We start from the raw sequence: 23804 nt of genomic DNA, 5'->3' as shown, positions 1-23804 counted from the left end.
CGTCCGGGTCGATATCCGGCAGATAAGACGCAACACCCTCACGGATGACGCGAACGCGGCCGTCGGAACCCGGGGTCGCACTGGGGTTGGAAGGTTGGGCCGCTCCGGCGCCGGGTGTGGCGGAATCCGGTTGAGACGCGGGTCCCTGGATCAGGTCTGACAACGTTGCTCCTCATTGTGGTGGGACGCGCGGTGTGGCGTCCTCTCCATGCGATCGCGGCCTTGTTAGGCCCGACCCATCTCCTTTATGAATATGGCGCGACCCTCATCTTTCACCATCGCGGCCCAGTCGGCACACTGTGCTCGGGTTACTCTTCGGTAGCGTTTGCGCAGTTCCGGGGCCGAATGTTGAACTTATCGATGCCGTCGAAAACATGGGGGAGACGAATGCGCACGTCGACGCGCCGCTGGGGGCCCGCGAGCGCTGCCGTCGCGGCGATCGTCGGTGTGGGCGTCATCGCCGGATGCGGCGGCGAGATCGAGGGGACCGCGCAGCAAAACGATTCTCAGGCCGCCGAGTACGCCGCAGAGGCGACGTCCTCGTCGGTGGCCGCGTCGTCCTCGCAGAAAGCCGCGGCCGAGCGGGAGGCGCTCGTGGAGCAGTGCACGATGTTCGTGAACCGCGCCGGCGACACCATCGACAGCTACAACGCCTTCATCGACGCCGCCAACGCCGACGCCGCGGACACCGGTGCGAAGGCGAGCGCCGCGGCGGCAGCCCTCCGGGCGGCGGCCGACGGGGCCAGTGCCGCCACGCCCGCGCTTCCCGCGGAGCTGACCGGACTGCTCACCGATTACGCGAACAATTATCGGGAACTTGCGATCGCCGTCGACGGCGGGCAACGCGGTGACATTCTGAACACGCTCGCCAGCCGTGGAGACGAGCTCAGCGACTCGATTCGGGCAGCCTGCCCCACATCGTGACTCCCGCACCGTAGGCTCGGTCGATGACCACGCATCACTACTTTCTGAGAAAAATTCGCGTGGTCGGCTTGCGCGAAAGCGCTCGAGCATGTTCGCTTTCACCTAATTGATCTTCATCCGGCAGGTGTTCGGGTATCCGAGCACCGTCAACAAAAGGAGGACCCCACCGTGGTCGCCGCGGCGGACGCCCAAAACTACGCTCAGAAACTCGGGATCACTGCCGACATGGCGGTACAGGAACTGGGCTGGGACGAGGACACCGACGACGACCTGCGTGCCGCGGTCGAGGACACCATCGGTGGAGAACTGCTTGACGAGGATTCCGACGAGGTGATCGACGTCGTGCTGCTGTGGTGGCGCGACGAAGACGGAGACCTCGTCGACGCCCTCATGGATGCCATCGGCCCCCTGGCCGACGAGGGATTCGTGTGGGTCCTCACCCCCAAGACCGGTCAGCCCGGTCACGTCGAGCCCAGCGAGATCGCCGAGTCCGCACCTACAGCCGGTCTCACCCAGACGTCGGCGGCAAACCTCGGGGACTGGTCGGGAAGCCGTCTGGTTCAGCCGAAGTCGCGTCCCGCGAACAAGCGCTGAACAGTCTCACCTTTTCGTTCACTCACCGAAGGATCACGTCATGCCGCTCGAGGTGGGCACCACCGCCCCCGATTTCACCCTCAAGGACCAGAACAATCAGGAAGTGACGCTTTCCGATTACCGCGGAAAGAAGAACGTCCTGCTCGTGTTCTACCCCCTCGCGTTCACCGGAACGTGTCAGGGTGAACTCTGCAAGGTTCGCGACGAACTGCCGAAGTTCGAGAACGACGAGACTGCGATTCTCGCGCTCTCCGTCGGTGCGTCGCCGACACACAAGATCTGGTCCGCCGAGCAGGGATACACCTTCCCACTGCTCGCCGACTTCTGGCCGCACGGTGCGGTCGCGCAGCAGTACGGCGTCTTCAACGAGAAGCTGGGCTTCGCGAACCGCGGCACCTTCGTCATCGACAAGGAAGGCGTCATCCGGTTCGCCGAGATGAACGGGCCCGGAGAGGCCCGTGACCAGGGAGCTTGGGAGAAAGCGCTCGCCACGCTAGAGTCCTGATGCGCATCCGGCGAGGTTCTCGCCGGATGTTCGGGCGTGTAGCTCAGTGGTAGAGCTCTGGTTTTACACACCAGCGGTCGGGGGTTCGAAACCCTCCGCGCCCACCGTCAGGCAAAGCCCCGATCTGCGTTTCCGCGCGGGTCGGGGCTTTCTCCGTGTCGGTGTTGACCGTGGTCCGCGTTCGACTGCCGCTCACCTCGTCTCACTCCTCGGTGAGCTCCATGAGCTGCTCGGCGGCGGTGGTGTTGCCGTTGTCGGCGAGGCGGCGGAGTTCGTTCATGTCGCCCAGTTCCGTGGCGAGTTCGATGAGCTGGTCGGCCGCGTCGGAGCTGCCGTTGTCCGCGAGCCGGCGGAGTTCGTCCATGTCACCCCGCTCGCCGGCGAGCTCGATCAGGATGTCGAGCGCGGTCGAATCACCGTTGGCCGCCTGCTCGCGCAGGGCGGACAGTTCGAATTCAGTCATGGTGGACATCCTCTTCTCGATCGAGTTTCCTCGTGTGCCGATCCCGGACCTCGTCGCGATGCGTGTGCCACTCGTCCAGCAGCGCCGGAAGTCGCTCGCTGAGGAAGTCGGCCAGCGCGACCATCTCTTCGAGCGGGGCGCGACGTTCGGGTGGGGCGTCGGCCAGCAACGCCAATCCCTCCCGGAACAGCGCCGCGTGCTCCCGGTGCAGGGGGGAATCGAAGTTCTGCGGTTGCTGACTGGCCGGGTCCAGGCTCACCCGGTCCACCCGCTCGCCGGCCACTCGGGTTCGCCGCGCCATCCGATAGCCCTCGAGCAGCTTGACCGCCCCGGTGATGGCGCTCCGGCTCGCCAGCAACGCCTCGCCCAGTTCGTCGATCGTCTGCTGCGGCGGATCGCAGACGAACAGGTACCCCAGCAGCCGTCCCGCCATCGGCGGGAATCCGTATCGGCGTGCGTAGAAACGGCCGACGTGGTCGGCGAATATCAGCTGTGTGTCGGACGGCACAGTATCGAAAATAGCAGTTCTGACTGACATGACACAGATTTGTGTTATTTCAGTTCCGCTGCGGTCCTGTGACAGGTTTCGTGGAGTTAACCTGTTCATCGCCCGCGGCTTCGCCTGCAGTGGCATATTCCTGACATGCCCAGGTACAAGGTGACGCTGCGCAACGGCACGTCGAGCGACAAGACCTTCGAATCAGACTTCCAGGCCGTCAACGAGACGCACCGGCCCACCGAAACCGGGGCGGGCATCGTGAAGATCGACCGCTACGAGGAGAGCGGGGAAGTGAGCGGCGTCTGGTCCGCTCCCACCACGAGTCGCACGTCCCGCACGTAGCCCGTCAGGTCGCGTCGCGCGAGGTCGCGGAGCCGCGGCGATCGAGTTCGGCCTCGTACGCTGTGATCCGGCTGGTGACTCCGCGGACCGTTTCGCAACCGTAGTCGTTCGCGATCGACTCGCCGAGCAGTGCTCGGTGCTCATCCAGCTGGGCGAGCAGTTCGTCGTCGCCGAGCTTCGTCAGGTCGCTGCACACCTCTCGATCGTCCCAGGCGCAGTCGGCGAAACCAATGCCTCACATGAATTTCCACCGGACGCGCAGAACCCCGCCGGGCCACGTGGGTGTGTTGAGTCAGCACCGAAGATGTGAGCGGGGCGGGGCCGTGCGCCGCCCCTGAATGGGGGGAACGAGGCGGCATTTACCATGGTAGGCGCAATAAAGGGCGCTTGGCGAGATACTCGGCAGAGTTTCAGGAATCAGGCATGCCGACCGGAACGGGTGCGTCGTTCGCAGCCGCCGACGGATTGGTGAGACGCACACGCTGTTGCGCGGGATTCCGGCGAATCGGCGCGCAATTGTGCCCTCGGCTAGCGCGCGCGAGTGCCCGGACCCACCGTGTCGTAGGCCTCGGCGAGGAGCGCCGCCAGGGTGTCGTCGAGTTGATCGTCGGAGGTGATCGTCAAACGGTGGGTGATCACCGTCTTCGTCGTGGGAAACGCCTCGCGGAGCTGCGGGTGATGGACGCGGCGACGCAGGTCGAGGGCGATCTCGAGCCGCGACGAGTAGATGAACGCGGCAGCGAAGACACGGGCACGAGCCCACGCGATCTCGGTCCGGTGGACCCGTTCGTCCACCTCGCCGCACGCGAGAACGAGGTCACGGAACTGCAGCAGGCGCTCGGTGGCGTCCGGGTTCTTGCCTGCCAGGTACTCGTCGATCGCGGCATTCATGGGACGCTCCTTTACATCGACTGCAACGTTAGTTGATACAAATATCGGCGTGCATCGAACCTCCCGTCCCGCCACCGCGCGTGCTGCAGGCCTGCTCCTCGGCTTCGCCGCCGACCGCGTGTTCGCCGATCCGGCCCGGTGGCATCCCGTGGCCGGATTCGGACGCACCGCAATGGCATTGGAGAAGGCGACGTACCGTGACTCCCGGTCGGCCGGGATCCTGCACGTGGCCGTCCTCGTCGGCGGAGCGGCGGGGCTGGGGGTCGCCGCGACGCGGATCGCGCGGCGCGGGGGATGGCCAGGCGAGGTAGCCGGAACGGCCGTCGCGACATGGGCCGTGCTCGGCGGGACGTCGCTGGGACGGACCGGATCGAGCATGGCCGCACACCTGGAGGCGGACGATCTTGCCGCCGCCCGCGCCCTGCTGCCGTCGCTGTGCGGTCGCGACCCCAGCGTGCTCGGCGTCGACGGGCTCACGCGGGCGACGCTGGAGTCGGTCGCCGAGAACACGTCCGACTCGGCGGTCGGGGCATTCGTGTGGGGCGCCGTGGCCGGAATTCCCGGACTGTTCGTCTACCGGGCGTCCAACACCCTGGACGCGATGGTCGGGTACCGCTCGCCGAAGTACCGCAACTTCGGATGGGCGGCGGCGCGGTGGGACGACGTCCTCAACCTGCTGCCCGCCCGCCTGACGGGTGCGCTGTCGGTCGTAGCCGCGCCGGCGGTCGGCGGGTCGCCGAACGAGGCGTGGGCGGCGTGGCGACGCGACGCGTCCCAGCACCCCAGCCCCAACGCGGGCGTCGCGGAGGCCAGCGCGGCGGGCGCACTCGGGATCTCACTGGGCGGGCGCACCGAATACGCGCACGGCGTCGAGATGCGACCCGTCCTCGGCTCCGGGCCGTCGCCCCTGCCTGTCGACCTCGACCGTGCGGTGCGGCTGTCCGCGGCGGTGCAGGGGGGTGCGGCGCTGGTGTCAGCGGCCCTTGCCGTAGCGGTCGGCCAGCTTCGCTTCCGCCGCCGTCCGCGGCGCTGACTCCACCGGCCTGCTTCGGGTGAACGGCTTCTTCCGGGCCACCGGTGCGGGAGCCGCAGCGGAGTCGTCGGAGGTCTTCGCGGACTTCTCCTTGCGGCGTTCGCGCCACTCCGCGCGGATGAAGTAGGCCAGGCCGAGCGGGGCCATGATGCCGAACGCCAGCCACTGCAAGCCGTACGACAGGTATGGGCCGGCGTCGAGCTGGGGGAGCGGGATGGTGCCGAGGCCGCCGGGCTGATCGGGTTCGAGTTGTACGTACGCGTCGACGAGATCGGTGCCGATGAAACCGCCGATCTGACCCGCGTCGATGTAATACACCTGGCGGAGCCCGTTCTCGTCGATCGGATCCTTGCCTGCGATGGTGCCCTCCGACTTGCGGACGCGACCGTCGAGCGTCACCTGCCCGGCCGGCGGCGGATCCACCGGCGGCGGCTCGGTTCCCTGGAGGGGGCGGACGTAGCCGCGGTTGACCAGGATCGTGCGACCGTCGGTCAGTTGCAGCGGGGTCAGGACCTCGTACGCGGGCTGCGATTCGATAGACCGCAACCGGACCAGCAGGTCACTGTTCTGGACGTAGGACCCGGTCGCGGTGACGCGGCGCCACTCGTCGTCCGGATTCGGGGCCGCGCCGGACAGCAGGGTCTCCAGCGGGACGGGGTCGGCGTCGACCGAGTCGGCGATCAGCTGGTTCCGGTGCTCCGTCGACGTGTTCTTGCCGAGCTGCCACGGCGCGAGCACGTAGAAACACATGAATGCGAATCCGGCGACCACCAAGGCCAACACCAACCAGCCGGGTCGCAACAAAAATCTCAGCCTTCGCACGCCTCCACGGTAGCCGCTCGCAGGTGGGGACCCTGATCGTGGGTTACCGGCTGCGCACCCACTCGAGCAGCCCGGGCACCGCGGCCTCGATCTGCAGACGGACTCGCTCGAAGTCCTCGAGGTCGCCGTAGAACGGGTCGGGGACGGACGACGTGTCCGCATCCGGGTCGAAACTGCGCAGCAACCGGCGGCGCTCGTCGGGCACCCCCATGTGGGCAAGCTCACGGTCGTGGTTGGCCGCCAGTGCGACCACCAGATCGGCGCCGAGATGGAACGGTCCGACCTCCGCGGCCGTGTGGCCCGTCGGGTACCCGTTCAGCTTCAGGGTCTCGTTGGTGCGGATGTCGGCCTCGCGGCCGACGTGCCAGCCGTGGGTCCCGGCGCTGCTCACCATCACCCGGTCGTCGAGGGCTTCCCGGCGGAGGTGTTCGGCGAAGATCTTCTCAGCCATGGGGGAGCGGCAGATGTTGCCGGTGCACACGAACGTCACGTGCAGCGGGGTGTCAGGCTGCGGCATCGAGCAGCTTCCCGAGGTGGGTGACGGTCTCCGCCGTCGTGTGCGCGCGCTCGGCCTCGGCCGGGAAACCGTAACCCCACTCGACGAACACCGCGGGGATACCCCAGTGCGCGGCACCGAGGACGTCGTGGTCACGGTCGCCGACCATCAGGACGTCGGGGGTGGCGCCCTCGGTGGCGGCGACTCCCAGGTTCCGGAGGGAGTGGGCGATCACGTCCGACTTGGCGCGGCGACTGCCGTCGTCGCTGGCACCGCCGATGAACTCGAAGTAGTGGGCCAGCTCGAAGTGTTCGAGGATGCGGATCGCGAACCGTTCGGACTTCGACGTGGCGACGGCGAGCCGTCGGCCGCTGTCGCGGGCGTCGATCAGCACCTTCTCGATGCCGTCGAAGACGGCATTCTCCGCCCACCCCACGCTGTCGTAGCGCTCGAAGTAGGCCGCGATCGCCTGCTGCACGACGTCTTCGTCCAGCCCCATCGACCGGAACGTGTCGATCATCGGCGGGCCGATGACGGCGTCGATCATCTCGTCGGTCGGTTCCGGCTGCCCGACCGTCGCGAGCGCATGACGGAACCCGGCGTGAATGCCGGGCGCGGAGTCGGTGAGCGTGCCGTCGAGATCGAACAGCACGATCGGAGCCGACAGGGCCGAAGGGGCGGAGGACAGGGAGGTGGAGAGAGATGTCACCGGACCATTGTCCCTTAGGCTCGACGGTTGTGGACATTCGTGCCGGTACCCGGGAGAGCCTGCGTCACCACGGAGACGTGGATGCGGGGCCCGGTCTCCTCGATTTCGCAGTGAACGTGCAGGGCGAAGGGCCCCCGGAATGGCTGCGACTGCGCCTCGCGGACACGTTGCCGCGCCTGGGCTCCTATCCCACCGTCGGGGCCGATCGCGTCGCCCGGACCGCCGTCGCCGCCCGGCACGGCCGCTCGCCCGAGGAGGTGCTGCTCCTCTCGGGTGGGGCCGAGGGCTTCTCCCTGCTCCCGCGGCTCGGGGTCCGGGAGGCAGCACTGATCCACCCGTCGTTCACGGAACCGGAGTGGGCGCTGCGGGAGGCGAACGTGCCCGTCACACAGGTTCTCCTCGACGATCCGTACGTCCTGGATGCCGCCGCGGTCCCCGACTCCGCCGACCTGGTGGTGATCGGCAACCCGACCAACCCCACCTCGGTGCTGCACCCGGCGGAGGAGATCCTGCGGCTGCGCCGGCCCGGCCGGATCGTCGTGGTCGACGAGGCGTTCGCCGACGCGGTGCCGGGCGAGGTCGAGTCGCTCGCCGGTCGTTCGCTGCCCGACGTGCTGGTGCTGCGCAGCCTCACCAAGACGTGGGCACTGGCCGGGCTGCGCTGCGGATACGCGCTCGGCTCCCCGGAGATCCTCGAACGTCTGCAGGTGGGGCGGGCGCACTGGCCACTGGGAAGCCTGCAGGTGGAGGCGATCGCCGCATGCAGCGAACCGGACGCCGTCGCCGCCGCCCTGGAGCACGCCGTCGTGCTGGGTGCGTGGCGGGACGACATGATCCGCCGGTTGAACGAGATCGGCGTCGCGGTGCACCAGCCCGCCGTCGCACCGTTCCTGCTGCTCCGACTGCCGGACGGCGAACTCGTGCGGAAGCAACTACGCGAGCGGGGCATCGCCGTGCGTCGGTGCGACACGTTCCCCGGACTCGGTCCCGATTTCCTCCGGGTCGCGGTGCGACCCCGCGAGCAGACCGATGTCCTGATCGACGCGATGAAGGAGATCCTGTGAACCCGGTGCGTCTCGCCGACGTGATCGCGACCCTGGACGCGGCGTACCCGCCCGCCCTCGCCGAATCGTGGGACTCCGTCGGCCTCGTATGCGGCGACCCCGACGACACGGTGACGACGGTGACGATCGCGGTCGATCCGACCGCCGCCGTCGTCGACGAGGCGATCGACGCCGGCGCCGACCTTCTCCTCGTCCACCACCCGCTGCTGCTGCGCGGCGTCGACACCGTCGGCGCGCACACCCCGAAGGGCGCACTCGTCCACAAGCTGATCAGGGCCGGATGCGCCCTGTTCACCGCGCACACCAACGCCGACTCCGCGGACCCCGGCGTCTCCGACGCCCTGGCCGCGGCGCTCGGACTCACCGTCACCGGACCGATCGACCCACACCCCACCGAGAACCTGGACAAGTGGGTGGTCCTGGTCCCGGCCGGCGACGCCGACACGGTGCGCCGCGCCCTGTTCGACGCGGGCGCCGGGCACATCGGCAACTACCGCGACTGCAGCTGGTCCGTCACCGGGCAGGGCCAGTTCCTCCCGACCGACGGCGCGAACCCCACCCTCGGCGCGGTCGGTGCGCTCGAACGCGTCGAGGAGAGCCGGGTGGAGGTGATCGCCCCGCGCGGCATCCGGCAGAAGGTGCTCGCCGCGATGCGCGCCGCCCACCCGTACGAGGAGGTCGCGTTCGACGTGTTCGAGATGGCGACGTTCCCCGGACCCCGCGGACTCGGGCGGGTCGGGGAGCTCGCCGAGCCGCTGTCGCTGCGCGACTTCACCGACCGGGTGGCGGACGCGCTGCCCGCCACGACGTGGGGTGTACGGGCCGCGGGCGACCCCGAAGCCACGATCCGCACCGTCGCGGTGTGCGGCGGCTCCGGCGACTCGTACCTGGACGCCGTCTCCCGACTCGGCGTGGACGCCTACGTCACCGCCGATCTGCGACACCACCCGGCGGACGAGCACCTGCGCGCCGGAGGTCCGGCCCTGATCGACGTCGCGCACTGGGCGAGCGAGCAGCCGTGGTGTGACCAGGCCAAGGGCGTCCTCGACACCGCGTTCGGCCGCACACCGGAATGGCAGGTTCGGGTGTCGGCCGTACGGACCGATCCGTGGTCGGTCAGCGCGTCGCCGTCGTAGCGCCGTCCGGCCGAAACCCGTGATCCGCCGGGGTACGGTTGACACCCAGCAATCTGCACACCAGAACCCTTCACAGAAGACAGCAGGAGTTACCACGCGTGAACGTCGAACCACAGGTGCAGTCCAAGCTTCTCGACCTCGCCGGCGTCGATGCGGAGCTGTCGAGGATCGCCCACCGACGCACCGCGCTTCCGGAGCGCCAGGAAGTCGAGCGGCTCGAGGCGGAGCGCGTCACCCGTAAGGACGCGGCAGTGGCCGTCGAAATCGTCCTCGACGATCTCGACCGCGACATCCGCAAGCTCGAAGGTGAGGTCGACGCCGTCCGTCAGCGCGAGGACCGCGACCGCACGCTGCTCCAGAGCGGAACGGTCGGATCGAAGCAGCTCACCGAACTCGAACACGAACTCGGCAGCCTCGTCCGCCGTCAGGGACTGCTCGAGGACGAATTGCTCGAGGTGATGGAACGGCGCGAGGCGTCGCAGTCCGACCACGACCACGCCGGTGCGCAGCTGTCGCAGATCGAGGAAGACCTCATCGACGCCGGCCGCCGCCGGGACGACGCCGTCGCGGATCTGGACGCCGCCGAGCAGCGCTGCATCCGCGACCGCACGGCGCTGGCCGACCAGTTTCCCGCCGACCTGATCGCCGTCTACGAGAAGCAGCGCAGCCAGAACGGTGTCGGAGCGGCACTGCTGCAGGCCCGGCGCTGCGGAGCGTGCCGCATCGAACTCGACCGCGGCGAGATCTCCCGCATCACCGCCTCGGCGCCCGACGTCGTCGTGCGCTGCTCCGAATGCGGCGCGATCCTGGTGCGCACCAAGGAGTCGGGTCTGTGAGTGCCGGTCGGGTCGTCGTCGAGGCAGACGGTGGTTCGCGCGGCAATCCCGGGCCGGCCGGCTACGGCGCCGTGGTGTTCGACGCCGCCAACGGCACCGTTCTCGCGGAACGCAAGGAAAGCCTCGGGATCGCCACCAACAACGTCGCCGAGTACCGGGGCCTGATCGCCGGTCTCGACGCCGCCGCCGAACTCGGCGCATCCGAGGTGGACGTGCGGATGGACTCCAAACTGGTGGTCGAGCAGATGTCCGGGCGCTGGAAGGTCAAGCACCCGGACATGATTCCGCTGCAGCGCCAGGCGTCCACACTCGCCCGGAAATTCGATTCTGTGACGTACACCTGGATTCCGCGGGCGGAGAACGCGCACGCCGACCGCCTCGCCAACGAAGCCATGGACGCCGCCGCCGGCAATGCCGACGTCGAACCGGAACCGGCTGCCGTCCCGTCGGAGAAGACCACCCCCGCGGCACCGGGCTGGATGGACACGACGGGCGCCCCGACCCGGATGCTGCTGCTCCGGCACGGGCAGACCGCGCTGTCCGTCGACCGGCGGTACTCGGGTCGCGGGAACCCGGCCCTCACCGAGGTCGGTCAGGCCCAGGCGAACGGCGCGGCCGCCCGCTTCGCGGGCAACAACGGAATCGCGGCCGTGGTGTCGTCCCCGCTGGGGCGCGCGCAGCAGACCGCGACGGCGGCGGCGAAGGTGCTCGGACTCCCGGTCACCGTGCACGAGGGCCTCACCGAAACCGACTTCGGCGAGTGGGAGGGCCTCACGTTCCGGGAAGCTGCCGAGCGCGACCCCGAACTGCACCGCAAGTGGTTGTCGGACACGTCGGTGTGCCCGCCCGCGGGGGAGAGCTTCGACGAGGTGCGGGAGCGCATCCTGAAGGTCCGCGACGACCTCACCGCCTCCTACGCCGGCTCCACGATCCTCGTGGTCACCCACGTGACCCCCATCAAGACCCTGTTGCAGTTGGCGCTCGACGCGGGACCCTCGCTGCTGTACCGGCTGCATCTGGATCTGGCGTCGCTGAGCATCGCCGAGTTCTATCCCGACGGCGGCTCGTCCGTCCGCCTGGTCAACGACACCTCCCACCTGTGAGTACTTGTTAACCGCCCGCGGTTAACAAGTACTCACAGGCCCAGAGGGCAACGACCGCGGCGAGCAGGGTCAACGGCGTGGTCACCAGCGCGAGAACCGTGAACGTCCGGAGATCCGCGGGAGATCCGGCTCGCGCGGCCACGCGCCGCCACAGCATGATCGCGAGCGACCCCACGTAGGTGAGGTTGGGGCCGAGGTTCACACCGAGCAGCATCGCCAGCACGAGTCCCGTCGGAGCGTGCGGTCCGAGCGCTGCCAGCAGGAGCAGCGTGGCGGGCAGATTGTTCACCAGGTTCGCCGCGACCGCGGCGACGACGGCCATCGTGAGCAGCGCCGTGAACGACGTGTCGGTCGGCAGCCGCCCGGCGATCCATTCGCCGATCGGACCGTTCGCCACCCCGGCCACGACGACGCCGAGGATCAGGACGAACGCGCAGAACCACACATCGATCGAATACACGATCCGTCTCACGCTGGTCCGGCCGTCGCGCAGGGCGACGACGCCCAGCACGATCGCCCCCGCCGCGGCCACCCACGCCGGTGCGACCCCGACGAAGCCGGACACCGCGAACCCCAGGAGTGTGGCCGCGATGATCGACAGTGCGGCGACCGGCGCCTGCGGATCACGTTTCGGCTCCGGCTCGGCTTCGGGCCGGACGAGGTGACGCCGGAAGAACACGCGGAACAGGATCAGTTCGACGACGATCGCCACCGCCCACGGCAGGGCCATCACGGCCGTGAAATGCAGGAAGGTCAACCCGGTCGCCGAGAACGCGATGAGGTTCGTCAGGTTGGACACGGGCAGCAGGGTCGACGCGGTGTTCGACAGGTGAGCCGTGGCGTACGAGTGGGGGCGCGGATCCATTCGCAGGGAGCGGGCCGTGGCGATCACCGCCGGTGTCAGCAGGACCACCGTGGCATCGAGACTCAGCACCGCGGTGGTCAACGCCGCCGCTCCGAACACGAGTGTCAGCAACCTCTTCGGATCCCCCCGCGCCCCGCGCCGCAACCGGCCCGCGATCCAGGTGAACACCCCCATGGCGTCCGCGAGGTGCGCAAGCACGAGGATCGCCGCCAGGAACCCGACGGTCGGGGCCATCTCCGACACTTCGTCCCAGGCCTCCGACGGCGTCACCAGGCCGGTGGCCAGGACGACGACCGCAGCCGGTGCGGCCGCGACGATCTCGGGCAGCCTGCGTGGGCGTACGACGGCGAAGACGAGGACTCCGGCGACGAGCGCCACCGCCAGAACTGTCACCGAGGGGTCACTTCAGGAGCTTGTGGAGGGTGCGCAGATTCCGGGTCGTGGTGAACGCCTTGAGCTTGGGAGCGCCCGTGCTCTTGCCGAACCTGCTCTTGAGCGTCATGCCCCGTTCGACTTCCCAGTACAGGACGCCGTCGCCGGCCTGCACCCGTTCGACCTCCGGATCCAGCTCGTCCTGGATGCTCAGAAGTGTGTCCAGGACCTCGCGTTCGGGCGTCACCAGCACGTACGGGTGCCATCCTTCTCGCTCGGGGTCGAACGGGTAGTCGTCGACGATCTTCCGGACCGTGTCGAGGTCGAGGACGAAAACCCAGGCTTCGTAGTGGAATTCGGCACGCAGCCCGGCTTCGATCTCACTCTTCAGTGCGGGGACGTCGTCACGGTCGGAGTCGAAGAGCACGTTGCCCGACGCGAGAACGGTCTTCACGTTCTCGAATCCCAGATCGACGAAGGTGCTGCGGAGGTCGGCCATCTTGATGTTGATGCCGCCCACGTTGATACCGCGCAGGAGGGCGGCGTATCGGGTCATGAACAGACCATAGTGCGGCGGCATGACACGTTCGCACGGACTGTAGGCTGATCGGGCGGACGAGTTGGCCGGGCGACCGCGGCACAGGGAACCAGCACTTCAGTGCACAGGCCCTGAGTCGAGGAAAGTCCGGACTCCACAGAGCAGGGCGGTTGTTAACGGCAACCCGAGGTGACTCGCGGGACAGTGCCACAGAAAACAGACCGCCGACGCCACATCCTCCGGGGTGCGGCGTCGGTCAGGGTGAAACGGTGCGGTAAGAGCGCACCAGCACCCCGGGTGACCGGGGTGGCTAGGTAAACCCCGCCCGGAGCAAGGTTGAAGGCCGCACCGTTTCCTCCGGGATCCCGGTGCGGCTGCGCAGGTGTTCGAGGGCTGCTCGCCCGAGCCTGCGGGTGAACCGCTCGAGGTACCCGGCGACGGTGTGCCCAGATGGATGGTCGCCACCCGGCGCTTCGGCGCTCGGGGACAGGATCCGGCTTACACGCCAACTCGTCCGCTTCACTCGTGCGCCGGTCGGCGAGGTCGGGAACCCGACTGGCGAGTAACAAACAGACCGGTTAGCATCTTTCCCGCATCGGCCCGACCGACCCGAATCGGGGTCGATGTCGGGGCCCGTCGCCCACGACCGTGGGCGATGGGGCCCCACTATCGGGGGCAATAGATGTTACTCGTGATAGCGGTAACATCTGTCCATGGACTTGCCCCACGACATCGCCGGCTCCGGCCCCACCCTGGTACTCGTGCACGGGGTGGTGCATCGCCGGCAGGCCTGGAACGCCCTCCTGGACCAGTTGACGCCCTACCGCCGGGTGGTCACCGTCGACCTTCCGGGGCACGGAGAATCGGCCGCACTCGAAGACGGCCCGGACATGATGGATCAACTCCTCGAGGAACTGAGCGGGTTCGTCCGCTCGGTGACGCCGGCCGGGGAACGCCCGCACGTCGCGGGGAACTCGCTCGGAGGCTGGCTGTCCCTCGCTCTCGCGGCCCGGGGCGAGGTAGCCTCGGCCACGGCCCTCTCACCGGCCGGCTTCTTCGTCAACCACGCCGACCAGGCACGCACCATCTACACGTTCCGTGCCCTGCGCGGACTCGCCCGGGCGATGGGTCCGAACGCTCCGAAGGCTCTGCGATACAAGGCTGTCCGCTATCCCTCGCTCGCCGCCTTCTTTGCCCGGCCCAGCCGGGTACCGTACGAGGACGCCGTGATCGACACGCACTCGCTCACCACGAACGCACTGGTCGACAAGGGGATGACAGCCAAGTTCGATCTCCCGCCGGTCGTCGACGCGACGGTTCCCGTCACCGTGGCATGGGGGCGGCGCGACCTGATTCTGCCGGTGTATCAGGCACGACGCGTGCGCCGATTCTTCCCGCAGGCGCGGATACTGGTCCTGCCCGGCATCGGGCACGTCCCGATGACCGACGACCCGAATCTGATCGGCACGATTCTGCTCGGCGGCAGTTCGGCGAATGCCGGCGACTCCCGGAACTGACCTCGGCCCTACCGCGCTTCGGCGACGACGACGGCGCCGAAACCGAACAGGACCGTTCCGGTGATCCGATCCAGGACCCGTCGCACCGACGGCTTCTCCAGCGTGGTGCGCGCCCGGGTCAGCAGGAGGCTGTACGCGCCGAGCCAGGCGATCCCGAGGAGCCCGTGAACCAGCACGAGCAACGCCAGGGTCGGGGCGGTCGGCCACCCGGGCGGAACGAGTTGCGGGAGCAGGCCGGTGTAGAACACCGCGATCTTGGGGTTCAGGAGGTTCGTCAGGAACCCGGCCCGCCAATTCGATCCCGGCGACGGAACGGGTGCCGGTTCGGCCGCGGCGGTGCGTTGTCGCGACCGGCTGCGCCAGAGGGTGGAGAGTCCCAGATACACCAGGTACATCCCGCCGACGATCTTCACGACGGTGTACGCCTCCGCGGAGGCGGCGAGCACCGCTCCGAGCCCGACGACGGTCAGCGCGCCCCACACCATCAATCCGGCGACCACACCGAATGTCGCCCGCAGCGCGGCGCCCCGTCCACCGGACAGTCCGGCGCGCGTCACCACCGCCATGTCCGGGCCGGGAATGACGGTCAGGAGCCCGAGCACTGCGAACGCGGTCACCACGACACCGATCATGGGGTCAGTATGTCGGGCGCGCTCAGCGCAGTGAAATCCACACCTGCGACTTGCCGAGCACCGCGTGTCCGTCGAACGTCACCGTCAGGTCGATCCGCGCGGTGCCCGCGGCCTCGTCGACCTGAGCGGCCTTCGCGACGACCTCGACGACCGCACCCTCGTCCGGGGCGACGATCACCGGCTTGGTGAAGCGGGCGCGGTATCCGGTGATGCGTGCCGGGTCGCCGAGCCAGTCGACGACGCACTGCGTCGCCAGTCCCAGCGTCAGCATGCCGTGCGCCAGCACACCCGGCAGTCCCACGGCGTCCGCGACGTCGTCCCGGTAGTGAATGGAGTTGAAGTCACCGGACGCCCCGGCATAGCGGACCAGGGATTCGCGGGTCACGTGGTATCGGGATTTGGCGACGGTGTCGCCGAGCATGATTCGCCCCGGGGACGTCATTCCTCCCCCCTGACGAACAGGGTCGACGTCATGGTGCTCACGTGATCGCCTGTGGCGTCGAGGATCTCGATGTCGGCGACGAGCAGCGTGTGCGGACCGCGCGACGTCACGTTCGTGACGGTGAGTACCGCGGAGAGTTCGTCGCCCGCGATGACCGGGCGGACGGACGTGGCGTGTTCGGTGCTGTGCACCAGGTTGACCGGCTCGATTCCCGACGTCGGATCCGCGACGAGTTGCGCCAGTGCACGTTCCTGCACGATGACGGGAAAAGTGGGCGGGGCAACGAGATCGGTGTGACCGGCGGCGCGGGCACTGTCGACGTCGAACGACGTCGGGTTGGTGGCGAAGACGGCGCGGGCGAATTCCCTGATCTTCTCGCGGCCGACGAGGTAGGGCTCGGTCGGTGGGTAGACACGACCCTCGATCGCTGGATTCACTGCCATCAGGTCAGCCTAGAGACGTGCAGTCCCCTGGGCAGGGCGAAGCGTTCGGAGAAACGTCACGAATGTGTCGCGGGCGTGCCTGCCCCTTCACGGCGAAGCCCCCGCCGGACGTGTCCGGGCGGGGGCTTCGAGGTATCGACTGATCGATAGCCGTCAGACGGGATCGACCATCAGCAGTTGGGCCCAATAGGTGGCGCCTTCGGCACCGAGGTAGGGAAGTAGCTGATCAAAAATGATCGTTGACATGCTCGCTCCATTCTCTGTTCGGGCACTGCGCCGGGAAGGCGAGCCATCGGCACCGCACTGACCGGCGCCGGGGACCGTATCACCGGACAGGTCTCCGAGGGTAACAGTCTGAGCGTGATCCACAACCCCACACGTCCCACCGGTGCCACACTGAGGGAATGACTGACGAAGATCATCTCTGGTACTACAACGTCGACGACGGCACGGTCACGCAGGGGAAGGCGGCATCGTCGATGTCCCGGATGGGGCCGTACCCCGATCGCGCGTCCGCCGAGAAGGCGCTGCAGATCGCCGCCGAGCGGAACAAGGCGGCGGACAGGGCAGACGAGGAGTGGAACAACTAGCGTTGCGGAAAGGGTGTGCGTGAGGTGCCGATGAGTCGTTTCCTTGCGCGCGGAATCGATTTCGGCACCGTGCGCACCGAATTCCACCTGCCGGAGGGGTATCCGCCAGCGGCGGTCGCGCAGGCGCGGGCGGCGTCCGACCGGTACGCGTCCGAGCGGGAGGACCGCACCGATCTCGCGTTCGTCACCATCGATCCGCCCGATTCCCTGGATCTCGATCAGGCGCTGCATCTGGAGCGGACACCCGACGGATTCGTCCTGCACTACGCGATCGCGGACGTCGGCGCCGTCGTGGAGCCCGGTGGGGTGCTCGACGTGGAGACCCGCAAACGCGGGCAGACGTTCTACCTTCCCGACGGCAAGGTTCCGTTGCACCCGCAGGAACTCTCCGAAGGATCCGCGAGTCTCCTCCCGGACGAGGATCGCCCGGCGGTGGTGTGGCGGATCGAACTGGACGAATCGGCCGAACCGGTGTCCTGCACGGTGTCCCGTGCCACGGTCCGTTCCGTGGCGCGGCTGGACTACGCCGGTGTGCAGGCCGATGCGGAGGCGGGGCGACTGCATCCGTCGATCGCGTCGCTGCCGGAGTTCGGCCGGCTCCGCACCGCGGCGGCGGTGGCGCGCGGCGCGATCGAACTCCGTCTCCCCGAGCAGGAAGTGGTGCCGGACGGGGACGGCTGGCGCGTCGACCTCGCGCCTCGCACCGAGGCGGACGACTGGAACGCCGAGGTTTCGCTCCTCACCGGAATGTGCGCCGCGGCCATGATGCTCGACGCGAAGGTCGGGTTGCTCCGCACGCTGCCGCCCGCCGGGCCGGACGCGGTCGAGGCGCTGCGACGCACGGCGTCGGCGTTGGGGATCGACTGGCCGGAGAGCGTCGGTGTCGGGGAACTCCTGGCGCGGCTCGACCCGAATTCGGCGTCGACGCTGGTGCTGATGACCGAGGCGCCGTCACTGCTGCGGGGGGCGGATTACGCGGCGTTCGACGGCGCCCTGCCCGAATTGACCACGCACGCTGCCATCGGTGCCCCGTACGCCCACGTGACCGCGCCGCTGCGCCGGCTCTCGGACCGGTATTCCACGGAGGTGTGCCTCGCCGTCACCGCCGGAATGCCGGTGCCGTCCTGGGCGCGGGAAGCGCTGGGCTCGATGCCCGAGATCATGGTCGGCTCGGATTCCCTCGCGAGCAAGATCGACCGTGCCTGCATCGACCTCACCGAAGCGACCGTGCTCGCCGACCGGGTGGGGGAGACGTTCGACGCGACCGTGCTGCGGTCACGGAACGGCAAGCGCACCGCGGACGTGTTCGTCCCGTCCGTGTCCGTGATGGCGAAATGCGTGGGCGACCCGGCCGAGGGCGAACAGGTGAAGATCAGGCTCGTGTCCGCCGACGTCGCGAAGCGGACCGTCGAGTTCGGTTACCCCGCATAGCGGGTCAGTCGCGGAACCGGTCCGTTGCCTCGACGAGGTGATGCACGATGCCCGGTTCCATCGCGGAGTGTCCCGCATCGTCGACGATCTCGAGCCGCGAATCCGGCCAGGCCCGGTGCAGCGCCAACGCACTGGTCGCGGGGCACACCACGTCGTAGCGGCCCTGCACGATCACGCCCGGAATGCCGTCCAGTGCGGCGGCGTCCCGGAGAAGCTGACCCTCGTCCAGGAACCCGCGGTTGTGGAAGTAGTGGTTCTCGATGCGGGCGAAGGCCAGCGCGAACCTCGGCTGGGACGTCTCCACCACCCGTTCCGGTTTGGGGAGCAGTGAACTCGTCGCACCCTCCCACGTGGACCACGCGACCGCGGCCCGCGTCGCGACGTCGGGATCGTCGGAGTGCAGGAGCCGGTGGTAGGCCTCGACGAGGTCGCCACCCCGCTCCGATTCCGGCACCGGCGCCAGGAACTCCTCCCACAGTTCGGGGAACAGGTGTCCGGCGCCGCCGTTGTAGTACCAGTCGATCTCGCTGCGGCGCAGCAGGAAGATCCCCCGCAGCACCAGCTCGGTGACCCGGTCGGGATGCTTCTGGGCGTAGGCGAGAGCCAGTGTGGAGCCCCACGACCCGCCGAAGACCTGCCACCGGTCGATGCCGAGATGGGTGCGCAGCAACTCCACATCGCCGAGGAGACGGTCGGTGGTGTTGACCGACAGATCCGCCCCATCGGCGACGTGGGGTGTGGAACGACCGCATCCGCGCTGGTCGAGCAGTACGATCCGGTACACCTGCGGGTCGAAGAACTGTCGTTGCGCAGGATCGGTGCCGCCCCCGGGCCCGCCGTGGAGGAACACCACCGGCTTCCCGTCGGGGTTGCCGCTCTGCTCCCAGTACATCTGCTGTCCGTCGCCGACGTCCAGATGCCCGAACTGGTACGGCTCGAGCGGCGGGTACAAGGTGCGCAGCTGGGTCACGTCGGCCTCAGAACCCGATCAGGCCGGACGCCAGATCGGGGATCTCCAGCGCGGTTACCGCCTCCTGCCGGATGCCGGGGCAGGCCGCCGTCGTGATCACGTCGATCCGGCCCCGGTCCTGCAGGAAATCGAGCGCGTCGAGGTTGTTCTGCGCGATCCAGGTGCCGACGAGACCGTTCAACCCGGTCTTGCCGATGGTCGGGGTGTAGGTGCGCCAGCTCTGCAACTGACCTTCGAGGTCGGTGCACAGCTGGGCGGCCTGCGCCTCGGTGACGCCACCTGGCACGAGGGCGGTGCCGGGAACCACCGTGGTGGCCGGTGCCGGGGGTGCGGTGCTTCCGGGGGCGGGTGCGGGGCCGGGGCCGGCGCACCCCGTGACGACCGCCGCGGCCGCCACCGTCCCGGCCGCCATCACGGCCAGGCGGTGACGCCGTCCGGTGCCGTGCACGTGTCGCTGTCCCATGAACATCCCCTCGAGTGTGTGCCGGCCCGGTGAGTCGAGGACGACCTAGAAGCTGTGCTCTTCCGCCGGGAACGTTCCGGCGCGTACCTCGGTCGCGTATGCGGCGGCCGCGTCACGCAACTCGTCACCGACGTTACCGAAGCGCTTGACGAACTTCGCCGTCTTGCCGCTGGTGTAGCCGGCCATGTCCTGCCACACGAGGACCTGGGCGTCACACTCGACGCCCGCTCCGATGCCCACGGTGGGGATGGTGAGCTTGCGGGTGACCTGGCCTGCGATCTCGGCGGGCACCATCTCCATGACGACGGAGAACGCGCCGGCCTCCTGCACGGCGATCGCGTCGGCGACCAACTGCTCGGCGGCGTCACCGCGGCCCTGCACGCGGAAACCGCCGAGCGAGTTCACGCTCTGCGGGGTGAACCCGACGTGGGCCATGACGGGGATGCCTGCCGCGGTGATGGCGGCGATCTGCGGCGCGACGCGCTCGCCGCCCTCGAGCTTGACCGCGTGCGCCAGCCCCTCCTTCATGAACCGGGTCGCGGACGCGAGGGCCTGCTCCGGGGAGCTTTCGTAGCTGCCGAACGGGAGATCCGCCACCACGAGAGCGTGCGGCGCACCGCGGACGACGCCGCGAACGAGGGGGAGGAGTTCGTCGATCGTGACCGGGACGGTGGTCTCGTATCCGTAGACGACGTTGGCGGCCGAATCGCCGACGAGGAGAACGGGAATCCCGGCTTCCTCGAAGATGCGGGCGCTGGAGTAGTCGTAGGCGGTGAGCATCGCCCAGCGTTCACCCTCGGCCTTCATGGCCTGCAGGTGGTGGGTTCGGGTCTTGCGCTTGGGAACGTCGTGCGATGGTGCTGATCCGTAGAGCCGATCTTCTGACGTGCTCGCGGACGACTTGCTATCGGACATCGTTGTCCCTTTCTGGCCTCGAGGCCCTTGACGGGTCCCCGGGTGCGGGTGATGACGCCTACAGTCTGCCACCGGCCCGCGGGGGAGCGAAGGGCTCGCGCGGGTGCGATAGGTCACACCCCCTGACTGTCCTCTGACCTGCGGGAAGGACTGCCGGCGTGGAACCCCTGGCACGATCGTCCTATGTCGAAGAGTGCTCGGGTACCGGCCGCGTTCGCGGGGTGCATCGCCGTCGTCCTTGTCGTCGCAGGCTGTGCGGGAGGCGGTCGGGACGCCGGTGAGGCCGTCGCCGAACCGTCGGCGGCCGCGGCGGCTCCGGCCGGACCGATCCCGGCGGGGCTCGAGGAGTTCTACACGCAGCAGGTGCAGTGGGGTTCGTGCGAGGGGTACAGCACGGACGGGTCTCCACTCGGCGACACTCTCGACTGCGCGAAGGTGACCGTGCCGAACGACTACGCGAACCCCGGGGGCGCCACCGCTCAGATCGCCGTGTCCCGGTCGAAGGCGACCGGCGACAAGGTCGGATCGCTGCTCGTGAACCCCGGTGGCCCGGGGGCGTCGGGGATCGGGCTGGCGTCCGTGGCCGACGGCACCGAGATCGCGGAGCGGTTCGACGTCATCGGTTTCGATCCGCGCGGCGTCGGCGCGTCCACCCCGCAGGTGACCTGCCTGACCCCGCCGGAGGTGGACGCGAGACGCAAGGACGACGACGTCGACATGAGTCCCGCCGGAATCGCACAGACGGAGGCCGAGAACCGCGAGTACGCGGACAAGTGCGCGGAGCGGACCGGTGTCGACGTCCTCGCGCACGTCGGCACGTACGACGTGGTGCGGGACATGGACGTCATCCGGGCGGTGCTCGGTGACGAGAAGCTCAACTACCTCGGCTACTCGTACGGCACCCGGCTCGGCTCGACGTACGCGGAGACGTTCCCGGGCAACGTGCGCGCGATGGTCCTCGACGGTGCCCTCGATCCCGAGCAGGACCCGACGGAGGAAGTGATCCTGCAGGCGGCCGGATTCCAGTCCGCGTTCGACGCGTTCGCCGCGGACTGCATGCAGCAGCCGGACTGCCCGCTGGGCACCGACCCGGCGCAGGCGAACGCGAGGTTCCGGGCGCTCGTCGACCCGCTGATCGACAAGCCGGCCGCGACCACCGACCCGCGCGGACTCAGCTACACCGATGCGATCACCGGCGTCCAGCAGGCCCTGTACTCGCCGAATCTGTGGGGCCCGCTCCGCGGCGGTCTGGAGAGCTTGCAGACGGGGACCGGTGATTCGCTGCTGATGCTGGCCGATCTGTACGAGGGGCGCGCCGACGACGGCACGTACTCGAATCTCAACGACGCCTTCAACTCGATCCGCTGCATGGACGATCCGCCGGTCACCGACCGCGTGGTCGTCGGGGAGGCGGATGTGCGGTACCGCCAGGCGGCGCCCTTCCTCGACGACGGCCGGGGAACCGGCAGTGCGCCGCTGGACGTCTGCGCGTTCTGGCCCGCGCCGAACACGGGCGCGCCGCACACGGTGTCGGCGCCCGGGATCCCGCCGGTCGTCGTCGTGTCGACGACCGAGGATCCGGCGACGCCGTACCAGGCGGGCGTGGATCTGGCGAAGCAGATGAACGGCTCGCTCGTCACGTACCGGGGCACTCAGCACACCGTCGTTCTCGACGGCGAGGCGTGCGTCGACGACGCCGTTTCGGACTATCTGGTCGACCTCGCGGCGCCGGCTGCGGACCTGACGTGCTGACCCACGCCTGTGACGGGATCGACCGAGGTGCCCGCACGCTGGCACGATGCGGATTCCGGCAGAGTCGAATCAACGAAGTAACACAGATTTAACGAACTTTGCTTACTCTCGCGGACATGGATCGCCAAAAGGAATTCGTGCTTCGCACCCTCGAAGAGCGCGACATTCGGTTCGTCCGATTGTGGTTCACGGACGTTCTCGGATACCTGAAATCGGTGGCGATCGCCCCCGCGGAACTGGAAGGTGCCTTCGAGGAGGGCATCGGCTTCGACGGATCCGCGATCGAAGGCTTCTCCCGGGTGTCCGAGGCGGACACGGTCGCAAAGCCGGACGCGTCCACGTTCCAGGTGCTGCCGTGGAGTTCGAGCAAGGGGCATCAGCACTCCGCCCGCATGTTCTGCGACATCGCCATGCCCGACGGTTCGCCCTCCTGGGCGGATTCGCGGCACGTGCTGCGCCGTCAACTGAACAAGGCGAGCGATCTGGGCTTCAGCTGCTACGTGCACCCCGAGATCGAGTTCTTCCTCCTCGAGAACGGGCCGATCGACGGCACGCCGCCGAAGCCCGCCGACTCCGGCGGCTACTTCGACCAGGCAGTCCACGACTCCGCTCCCAACTTCCGCCGGCACGCCATCGACGCACTCGAATCGATGGGCATCTCCGTCGAGTTCAGCCACCACGAAGCGGCCCCCGGCCAGCAGGAGATCGACCTGCGGTACGCGGACGCCCTCTCGATGGCCGACAACGTGATGACGTTCCGCTACGTCGTCAAGGAGGTCGCGATCGCCGAGGGCGTGCGCGCCACGTTCATGCCGAAGCCGTTCAGCGATCAGGCCGGCTCGGCGATGCACACCCACATGAGCCTGTTCGAGGGCGACACCAACGCCTTCCACAACCCGGACGATCCGATGCAGTTGTCGGAGACCGGTAAGGCGTTCATCGCCGGCATCCTCGAGCACGCCAACGAGATCAGCGCCGTCACCAACCAGTGGGTGAACTCCTACAAGCGGCTGATCCACGGTGGCGAGGCCCCGACCGCCGCGTCCTGGGGTCCCTCCAACCGGTCGGCGCTGGTCCGCGTCCCGATGTACACGCCGAACAAGGCGTCGTCGCGTCGCGTCGAGATCCGCAGCCCAGATTCGGCCTGCAACCCGTACCTGACGTTCGCGGTGCTCCTCGCCGCGGGTCTACGCGGAATCGAGAAGGGCTACGAACTTCCGCCGGAGGCCGAGGACGACGTGTGGGCGTTGACGTCGGCCGAGCGCCGCGCCATGGGCTACCGGGAACTGCCCGGCAACCTCGACGGCGCGCTGCGCGAGATGGAGAAGTCGGAGTTGGTGGCCGAAGCACTCGGCGAGCACGTGTTCGACTTCTTCCTGCGCAACAAGCGTCGCGAGTGGGAGGAGTACCGGAGCCACGTGACGCCGTTCGAACTCAAGACGTATCTGGGGTTGTGA

At 68.5% G+C, this 23804-nt stretch carries 29 protein-coding genes, 1 tRNA gene and 1 other RNA gene; 16 read left to right on the top strand and 15 right to left on the bottom strand.

The features are described from left to right. The first annotated feature begins 387 nt into the window (after positions 1–387). The 4 genes from QM693_RS13805 to QM693_RS13790 all read left to right on the top strand — a co-directional run bounded on the left by QM693_RS13805 (position 388) and on the right by QM693_RS13790 (position 2127). Positions 388–924, top strand: coding sequence for an Rv2240c family protein (locus QM693_RS13805; RefSeq protein WP_280784849.1), 537 nt, complete (start codon positions 388–390; stop codon positions 922–924). A 168-nt stretch (positions 925–1092) separates the two neighbouring features. After that, positions 1093–1518 (top strand): DUF3052 domain-containing protein, encoded by a 426-nt coding sequence (locus QM693_RS13800; protein ID WP_005247829.1) that lies wholly within the window; start codon positions 1093–1095, stop codon positions 1516–1518. A gap of 40 nt (positions 1519–1558) precedes the next feature. Continuing rightward, entirely contained in the window at positions 1559–2023 is a 465-nt protein-coding gene (locus tag QM693_RS13795; protein ID WP_005247827.1) for a peroxiredoxin, read from the top strand. 32 nt (positions 2024–2055) lie between these two features. Next, positions 2056–2127, top strand: a tRNA-Val gene (locus QM693_RS13790). Between the two features lie 98 nt (positions 2128–2225). Here the strand turns inward: QM693_RS13790 and QM693_RS13785 are convergent. Together QM693_RS13785 and QM693_RS13780 are read right to left on the bottom strand one after the other, a co-directional pair. Then, positions 2226–2486, bottom strand: a complete 261-nt coding sequence (locus QM693_RS13785) for a hypothetical protein (RefSeq protein ID WP_283352601.1) — start codon at positions 2484–2486, stop codon at positions 2226–2228. Further along, positions 2479–2994: a GbsR/MarR family transcriptional regulator gene (locus QM693_RS13780; RefSeq protein ID WP_283352600.1), complete on the bottom strand. Its 516-nt coding sequence runs from the start codon at positions 2992–2994 to the stop codon at positions 2479–2481. The genes QM693_RS13785 and QM693_RS13780 overlap by 8 nt, the downstream gene beginning before the upstream one ends. Before the next feature lie 135 nt (positions 2995–3129). On the opposite strand from QM693_RS13780, the gene QM693_RS13775 reads away from it, so the two are divergent. Then, positions 3130–3327, top strand: a complete 198-nt coding sequence (locus tag QM693_RS13775; protein ID WP_283352599.1) for a hypothetical protein — start codon at positions 3130–3132, stop codon at positions 3325–3327. Between the two features lie 4 nt (positions 3328–3331). On the opposite strand, the gene QM693_RS13770 is transcribed toward QM693_RS13775, so the two are convergent. Continuing rightward, positions 3332–3523: a hypothetical protein gene (locus QM693_RS13770; RefSeq protein ID WP_280784846.1), complete on the bottom strand. Its 192-nt coding sequence runs from the start codon at positions 3521–3523 to the stop codon at positions 3332–3334. A gap of 332 nt (positions 3524–3855) precedes the next feature. After that, positions 3856–4218, bottom strand: a complete 363-nt coding sequence (locus QM693_RS13765) for a DUF5655 domain-containing protein (protein ID WP_280784845.1) — start codon at positions 4216–4218, stop codon at positions 3856–3858. Between the two features lie 49 nt (positions 4219–4267). On the opposite strand from QM693_RS13765, the gene QM693_RS13760 reads away from it, so the two are divergent. Then, positions 4268–5251, top strand: coding sequence for a cobalamin biosynthesis protein (locus QM693_RS13760; RefSeq protein ID WP_283352598.1), 984 nt, complete (start codon positions 4268–4270; stop codon positions 5249–5251). On the opposite strand, the gene QM693_RS13755 is transcribed toward QM693_RS13760, so the two are convergent. The 3 genes from QM693_RS13755 to QM693_RS13745 are packed head-to-tail and all read right to left on the bottom strand — an operon-like array spanning position 5192 to position 7278. Further along, on the bottom strand, positions 5192–6073 hold the full coding sequence (locus QM693_RS13755; RefSeq protein ID WP_283336587.1) for an SURF1 family cytochrome oxidase biogenesis protein: 882 nt from the start codon (positions 6071–6073) through the stop codon (positions 5192–5194). The genes QM693_RS13760 and QM693_RS13755 overlap by 60 nt on opposite strands. A gap of 43 nt (positions 6074–6116) precedes the next feature. Then, on the bottom strand, positions 6117–6590 hold the full coding sequence (locus QM693_RS13750) for a low molecular weight protein-tyrosine-phosphatase (protein WP_283336588.1): 474 nt from the start codon (positions 6588–6590) through the stop codon (positions 6117–6119). Beyond that, positions 6577–7278, bottom strand: a complete 702-nt coding sequence (locus QM693_RS13745; protein WP_283352597.1) for an HAD-IA family hydrolase — start codon at positions 7276–7278, stop codon at positions 6577–6579. Before QM693_RS13745 ends, QM693_RS13750 begins: the two co-directional genes overlap by 14 nt. A 29-nt stretch (positions 7279–7307) precedes the next feature. Between QM693_RS13745 and cobC the strand changes: the two genes are divergently transcribed. The 4 genes from cobC (at position 7308) to QM693_RS13725 (ending at position 11417) form a co-directional block, all read left to right on the top strand. Continuing rightward, positions 7308–8342 (top strand): Rv2231c family histidinol phosphate aminotransferase CobC, encoded by a 1035-nt coding sequence (cobC, locus tag QM693_RS13740; protein ID WP_411194559.1) that lies wholly within the window; start codon positions 7308–7310, stop codon positions 8340–8342. Further along, on the top strand, positions 8339–9478 hold the full coding sequence (locus tag QM693_RS13735; protein WP_280784840.1) for a Nif3-like dinuclear metal center hexameric protein: 1140 nt from the start codon (positions 8339–8341) through the stop codon (positions 9476–9478). The genes cobC and QM693_RS13735 overlap by 4 nt, the downstream gene beginning before the upstream one ends. A gap of 98 nt (positions 9479–9576) precedes the next feature. After that, positions 9577–10314 carry a zinc ribbon domain-containing protein gene (locus QM693_RS13730; RefSeq protein WP_283352595.1) on the top strand — a complete coding sequence of 246 codons (738 nt, stop codon included), beginning with the start codon at positions 9577–9579 and terminating at the stop codon, positions 10312–10314. After that, entirely contained in the window at positions 10311–11417 is a 1107-nt protein-coding gene (locus QM693_RS13725; RefSeq protein WP_283352594.1) for a bifunctional RNase H/acid phosphatase, read from the top strand. The genes QM693_RS13730 and QM693_RS13725 overlap by 4 nt, the downstream gene beginning before the upstream one ends. A gap of 7 nt (positions 11418–11424) precedes the next feature. Here the strand turns inward: QM693_RS13725 and QM693_RS13720 are convergent, their stop codons facing one another. Next, positions 11425–12675 carry an SLC13 family permease gene (locus tag QM693_RS13720; protein ID WP_283352593.1) on the bottom strand — a complete coding sequence of 417 codons (1251 nt, stop codon included), beginning with the start codon at positions 12673–12675 and terminating at the stop codon, positions 11425–11427. Between the two features lie 7 nt (positions 12676–12682). Further along, positions 12683–13210, bottom strand: a complete 528-nt coding sequence (locus QM693_RS13715; RefSeq protein ID WP_283336595.1) for a DUF1697 domain-containing protein — start codon at positions 13208–13210, stop codon at positions 12683–12685. 60 nt (positions 13211–13270) lie between these two features. Between QM693_RS13715 and rnpB the strand changes: the two genes are divergently transcribed. Then, an RNA gene (rnpB, locus tag QM693_RS13710) (RNase P RNA component class A) lies at positions 13271–13709 on the top strand. Between the two features lie 196 nt (positions 13710–13905). Further along, the gene (locus tag QM693_RS13705) at positions 13906–14709 is read left to right on the top strand and encodes an alpha/beta fold hydrolase (RefSeq protein WP_280784835.1); all 804 of its coding nucleotides are present in this window, start codon (positions 13906–13908) and stop codon (positions 14707–14709) included. Between the two features lie 8 nt (positions 14710–14717). Here QM693_RS13705 and QM693_RS13700 read toward each other — a convergent pair whose 3' ends face one another. Genes QM693_RS13700 through QM693_RS13690 form a run of 3 tightly spaced genes read right to left on the bottom strand, consistent with a single transcriptional unit; the run spans position 14718 to position 16226 of the window. After that, positions 14718–15341, bottom strand: a complete 624-nt coding sequence (locus QM693_RS13700) for a LysE family translocator (protein WP_283352592.1) — start codon at positions 15339–15341, stop codon at positions 14718–14720. Between the two features lie 22 nt (positions 15342–15363). Continuing rightward, the gene (locus QM693_RS13695) at positions 15364–15783 is read right to left on the bottom strand and encodes a MaoC/PaaZ C-terminal domain-containing protein (RefSeq protein WP_280784833.1); all 420 of its coding nucleotides are present in this window, start codon (positions 15781–15783) and stop codon (positions 15364–15366) included. Continuing rightward, positions 15780–16226 carry an FAS1-like dehydratase domain-containing protein gene (locus QM693_RS13690; protein ID WP_280784832.1) on the bottom strand — a complete coding sequence of 149 codons (447 nt, stop codon included), beginning with the start codon at positions 16224–16226 and terminating at the stop codon, positions 15780–15782. The genes QM693_RS13695 and QM693_RS13690 overlap by 4 nt, the downstream gene beginning before the upstream one ends. A gap of 404 nt (positions 16227–16630) precedes the next feature. Between QM693_RS13690 and QM693_RS13685 the strand changes: the two genes are divergently transcribed. After that, entirely contained in the window at positions 16631–16816 is a 186-nt protein-coding gene (locus tag QM693_RS13685) for a hypothetical protein (protein ID WP_009473817.1), read from the top strand. A 30-nt stretch (positions 16817–16846) separates the two neighbouring features. Continuing rightward, positions 16847–18247 carry an RNB domain-containing ribonuclease gene (locus QM693_RS13680; protein ID WP_283352591.1) on the top strand — a complete coding sequence of 467 codons (1401 nt, stop codon included), beginning with the start codon at positions 16847–16849 and terminating at the stop codon, positions 18245–18247. A gap of 4 nt (positions 18248–18251) precedes the next feature. Here QM693_RS13680 and pip read toward each other — a convergent pair whose 3' ends face one another. From pip to panB, 3 genes are read right to left on the bottom strand one after another with little or no spacing between them, the layout of a single operon-like run. Continuing rightward, complete coding sequence (pip, locus tag QM693_RS13675; RefSeq protein WP_283336598.1) at positions 18252–19217, bottom strand: prolyl aminopeptidase; 966 nt, start codon at positions 19215–19217, stop codon at positions 18252–18254. Between the two features lie 7 nt (positions 19218–19224). Continuing rightward, positions 19225–19686: a hypothetical protein gene (locus QM693_RS13670; protein WP_283336599.1), complete on the bottom strand. Its 462-nt coding sequence runs from the start codon at positions 19684–19686 to the stop codon at positions 19225–19227. Between the two features lie 39 nt (positions 19687–19725). Beyond that, positions 19726–20595 (bottom strand): 3-methyl-2-oxobutanoate hydroxymethyltransferase, encoded by an 870-nt coding sequence (gene panB, locus QM693_RS13665; RefSeq protein ID WP_105422819.1) that lies wholly within the window; start codon positions 20593–20595, stop codon positions 19726–19728. A 183-nt stretch (positions 20596–20778) separates the two neighbouring features. Here panB and QM693_RS13660 point away from each other — a divergent pair, with 183 nt between their 5' ends. Next, complete coding sequence (locus QM693_RS13660; RefSeq protein ID WP_283352590.1) at positions 20779–22347, top strand: alpha/beta hydrolase; 1569 nt, start codon at positions 20779–20781, stop codon at positions 22345–22347. Positions 22348–22463: 116 nt separating this feature from the next. Next, positions 22464–23804: a type I glutamate--ammonia ligase gene (glnA, locus tag QM693_RS13655; RefSeq protein WP_005247775.1), complete on the top strand. Its 1341-nt coding sequence runs from the start codon at positions 22464–22466 to the stop codon at positions 23802–23804.

The sequence above is a fragment of the Rhodococcus sp. IEGM 1305 genome (assembly GCF_030058635.1).
Taxonomy (GTDB): Bacteria; Actinomycetota; Actinomycetes; order Mycobacteriales; family Mycobacteriaceae; genus Rhodococcus_F; species Rhodococcus_F opacus_D.
The sequence above is the reverse complement of the archived record's forward strand: the minus strand, read 5'-3'. Positions and strand labels throughout refer to the sequence as shown.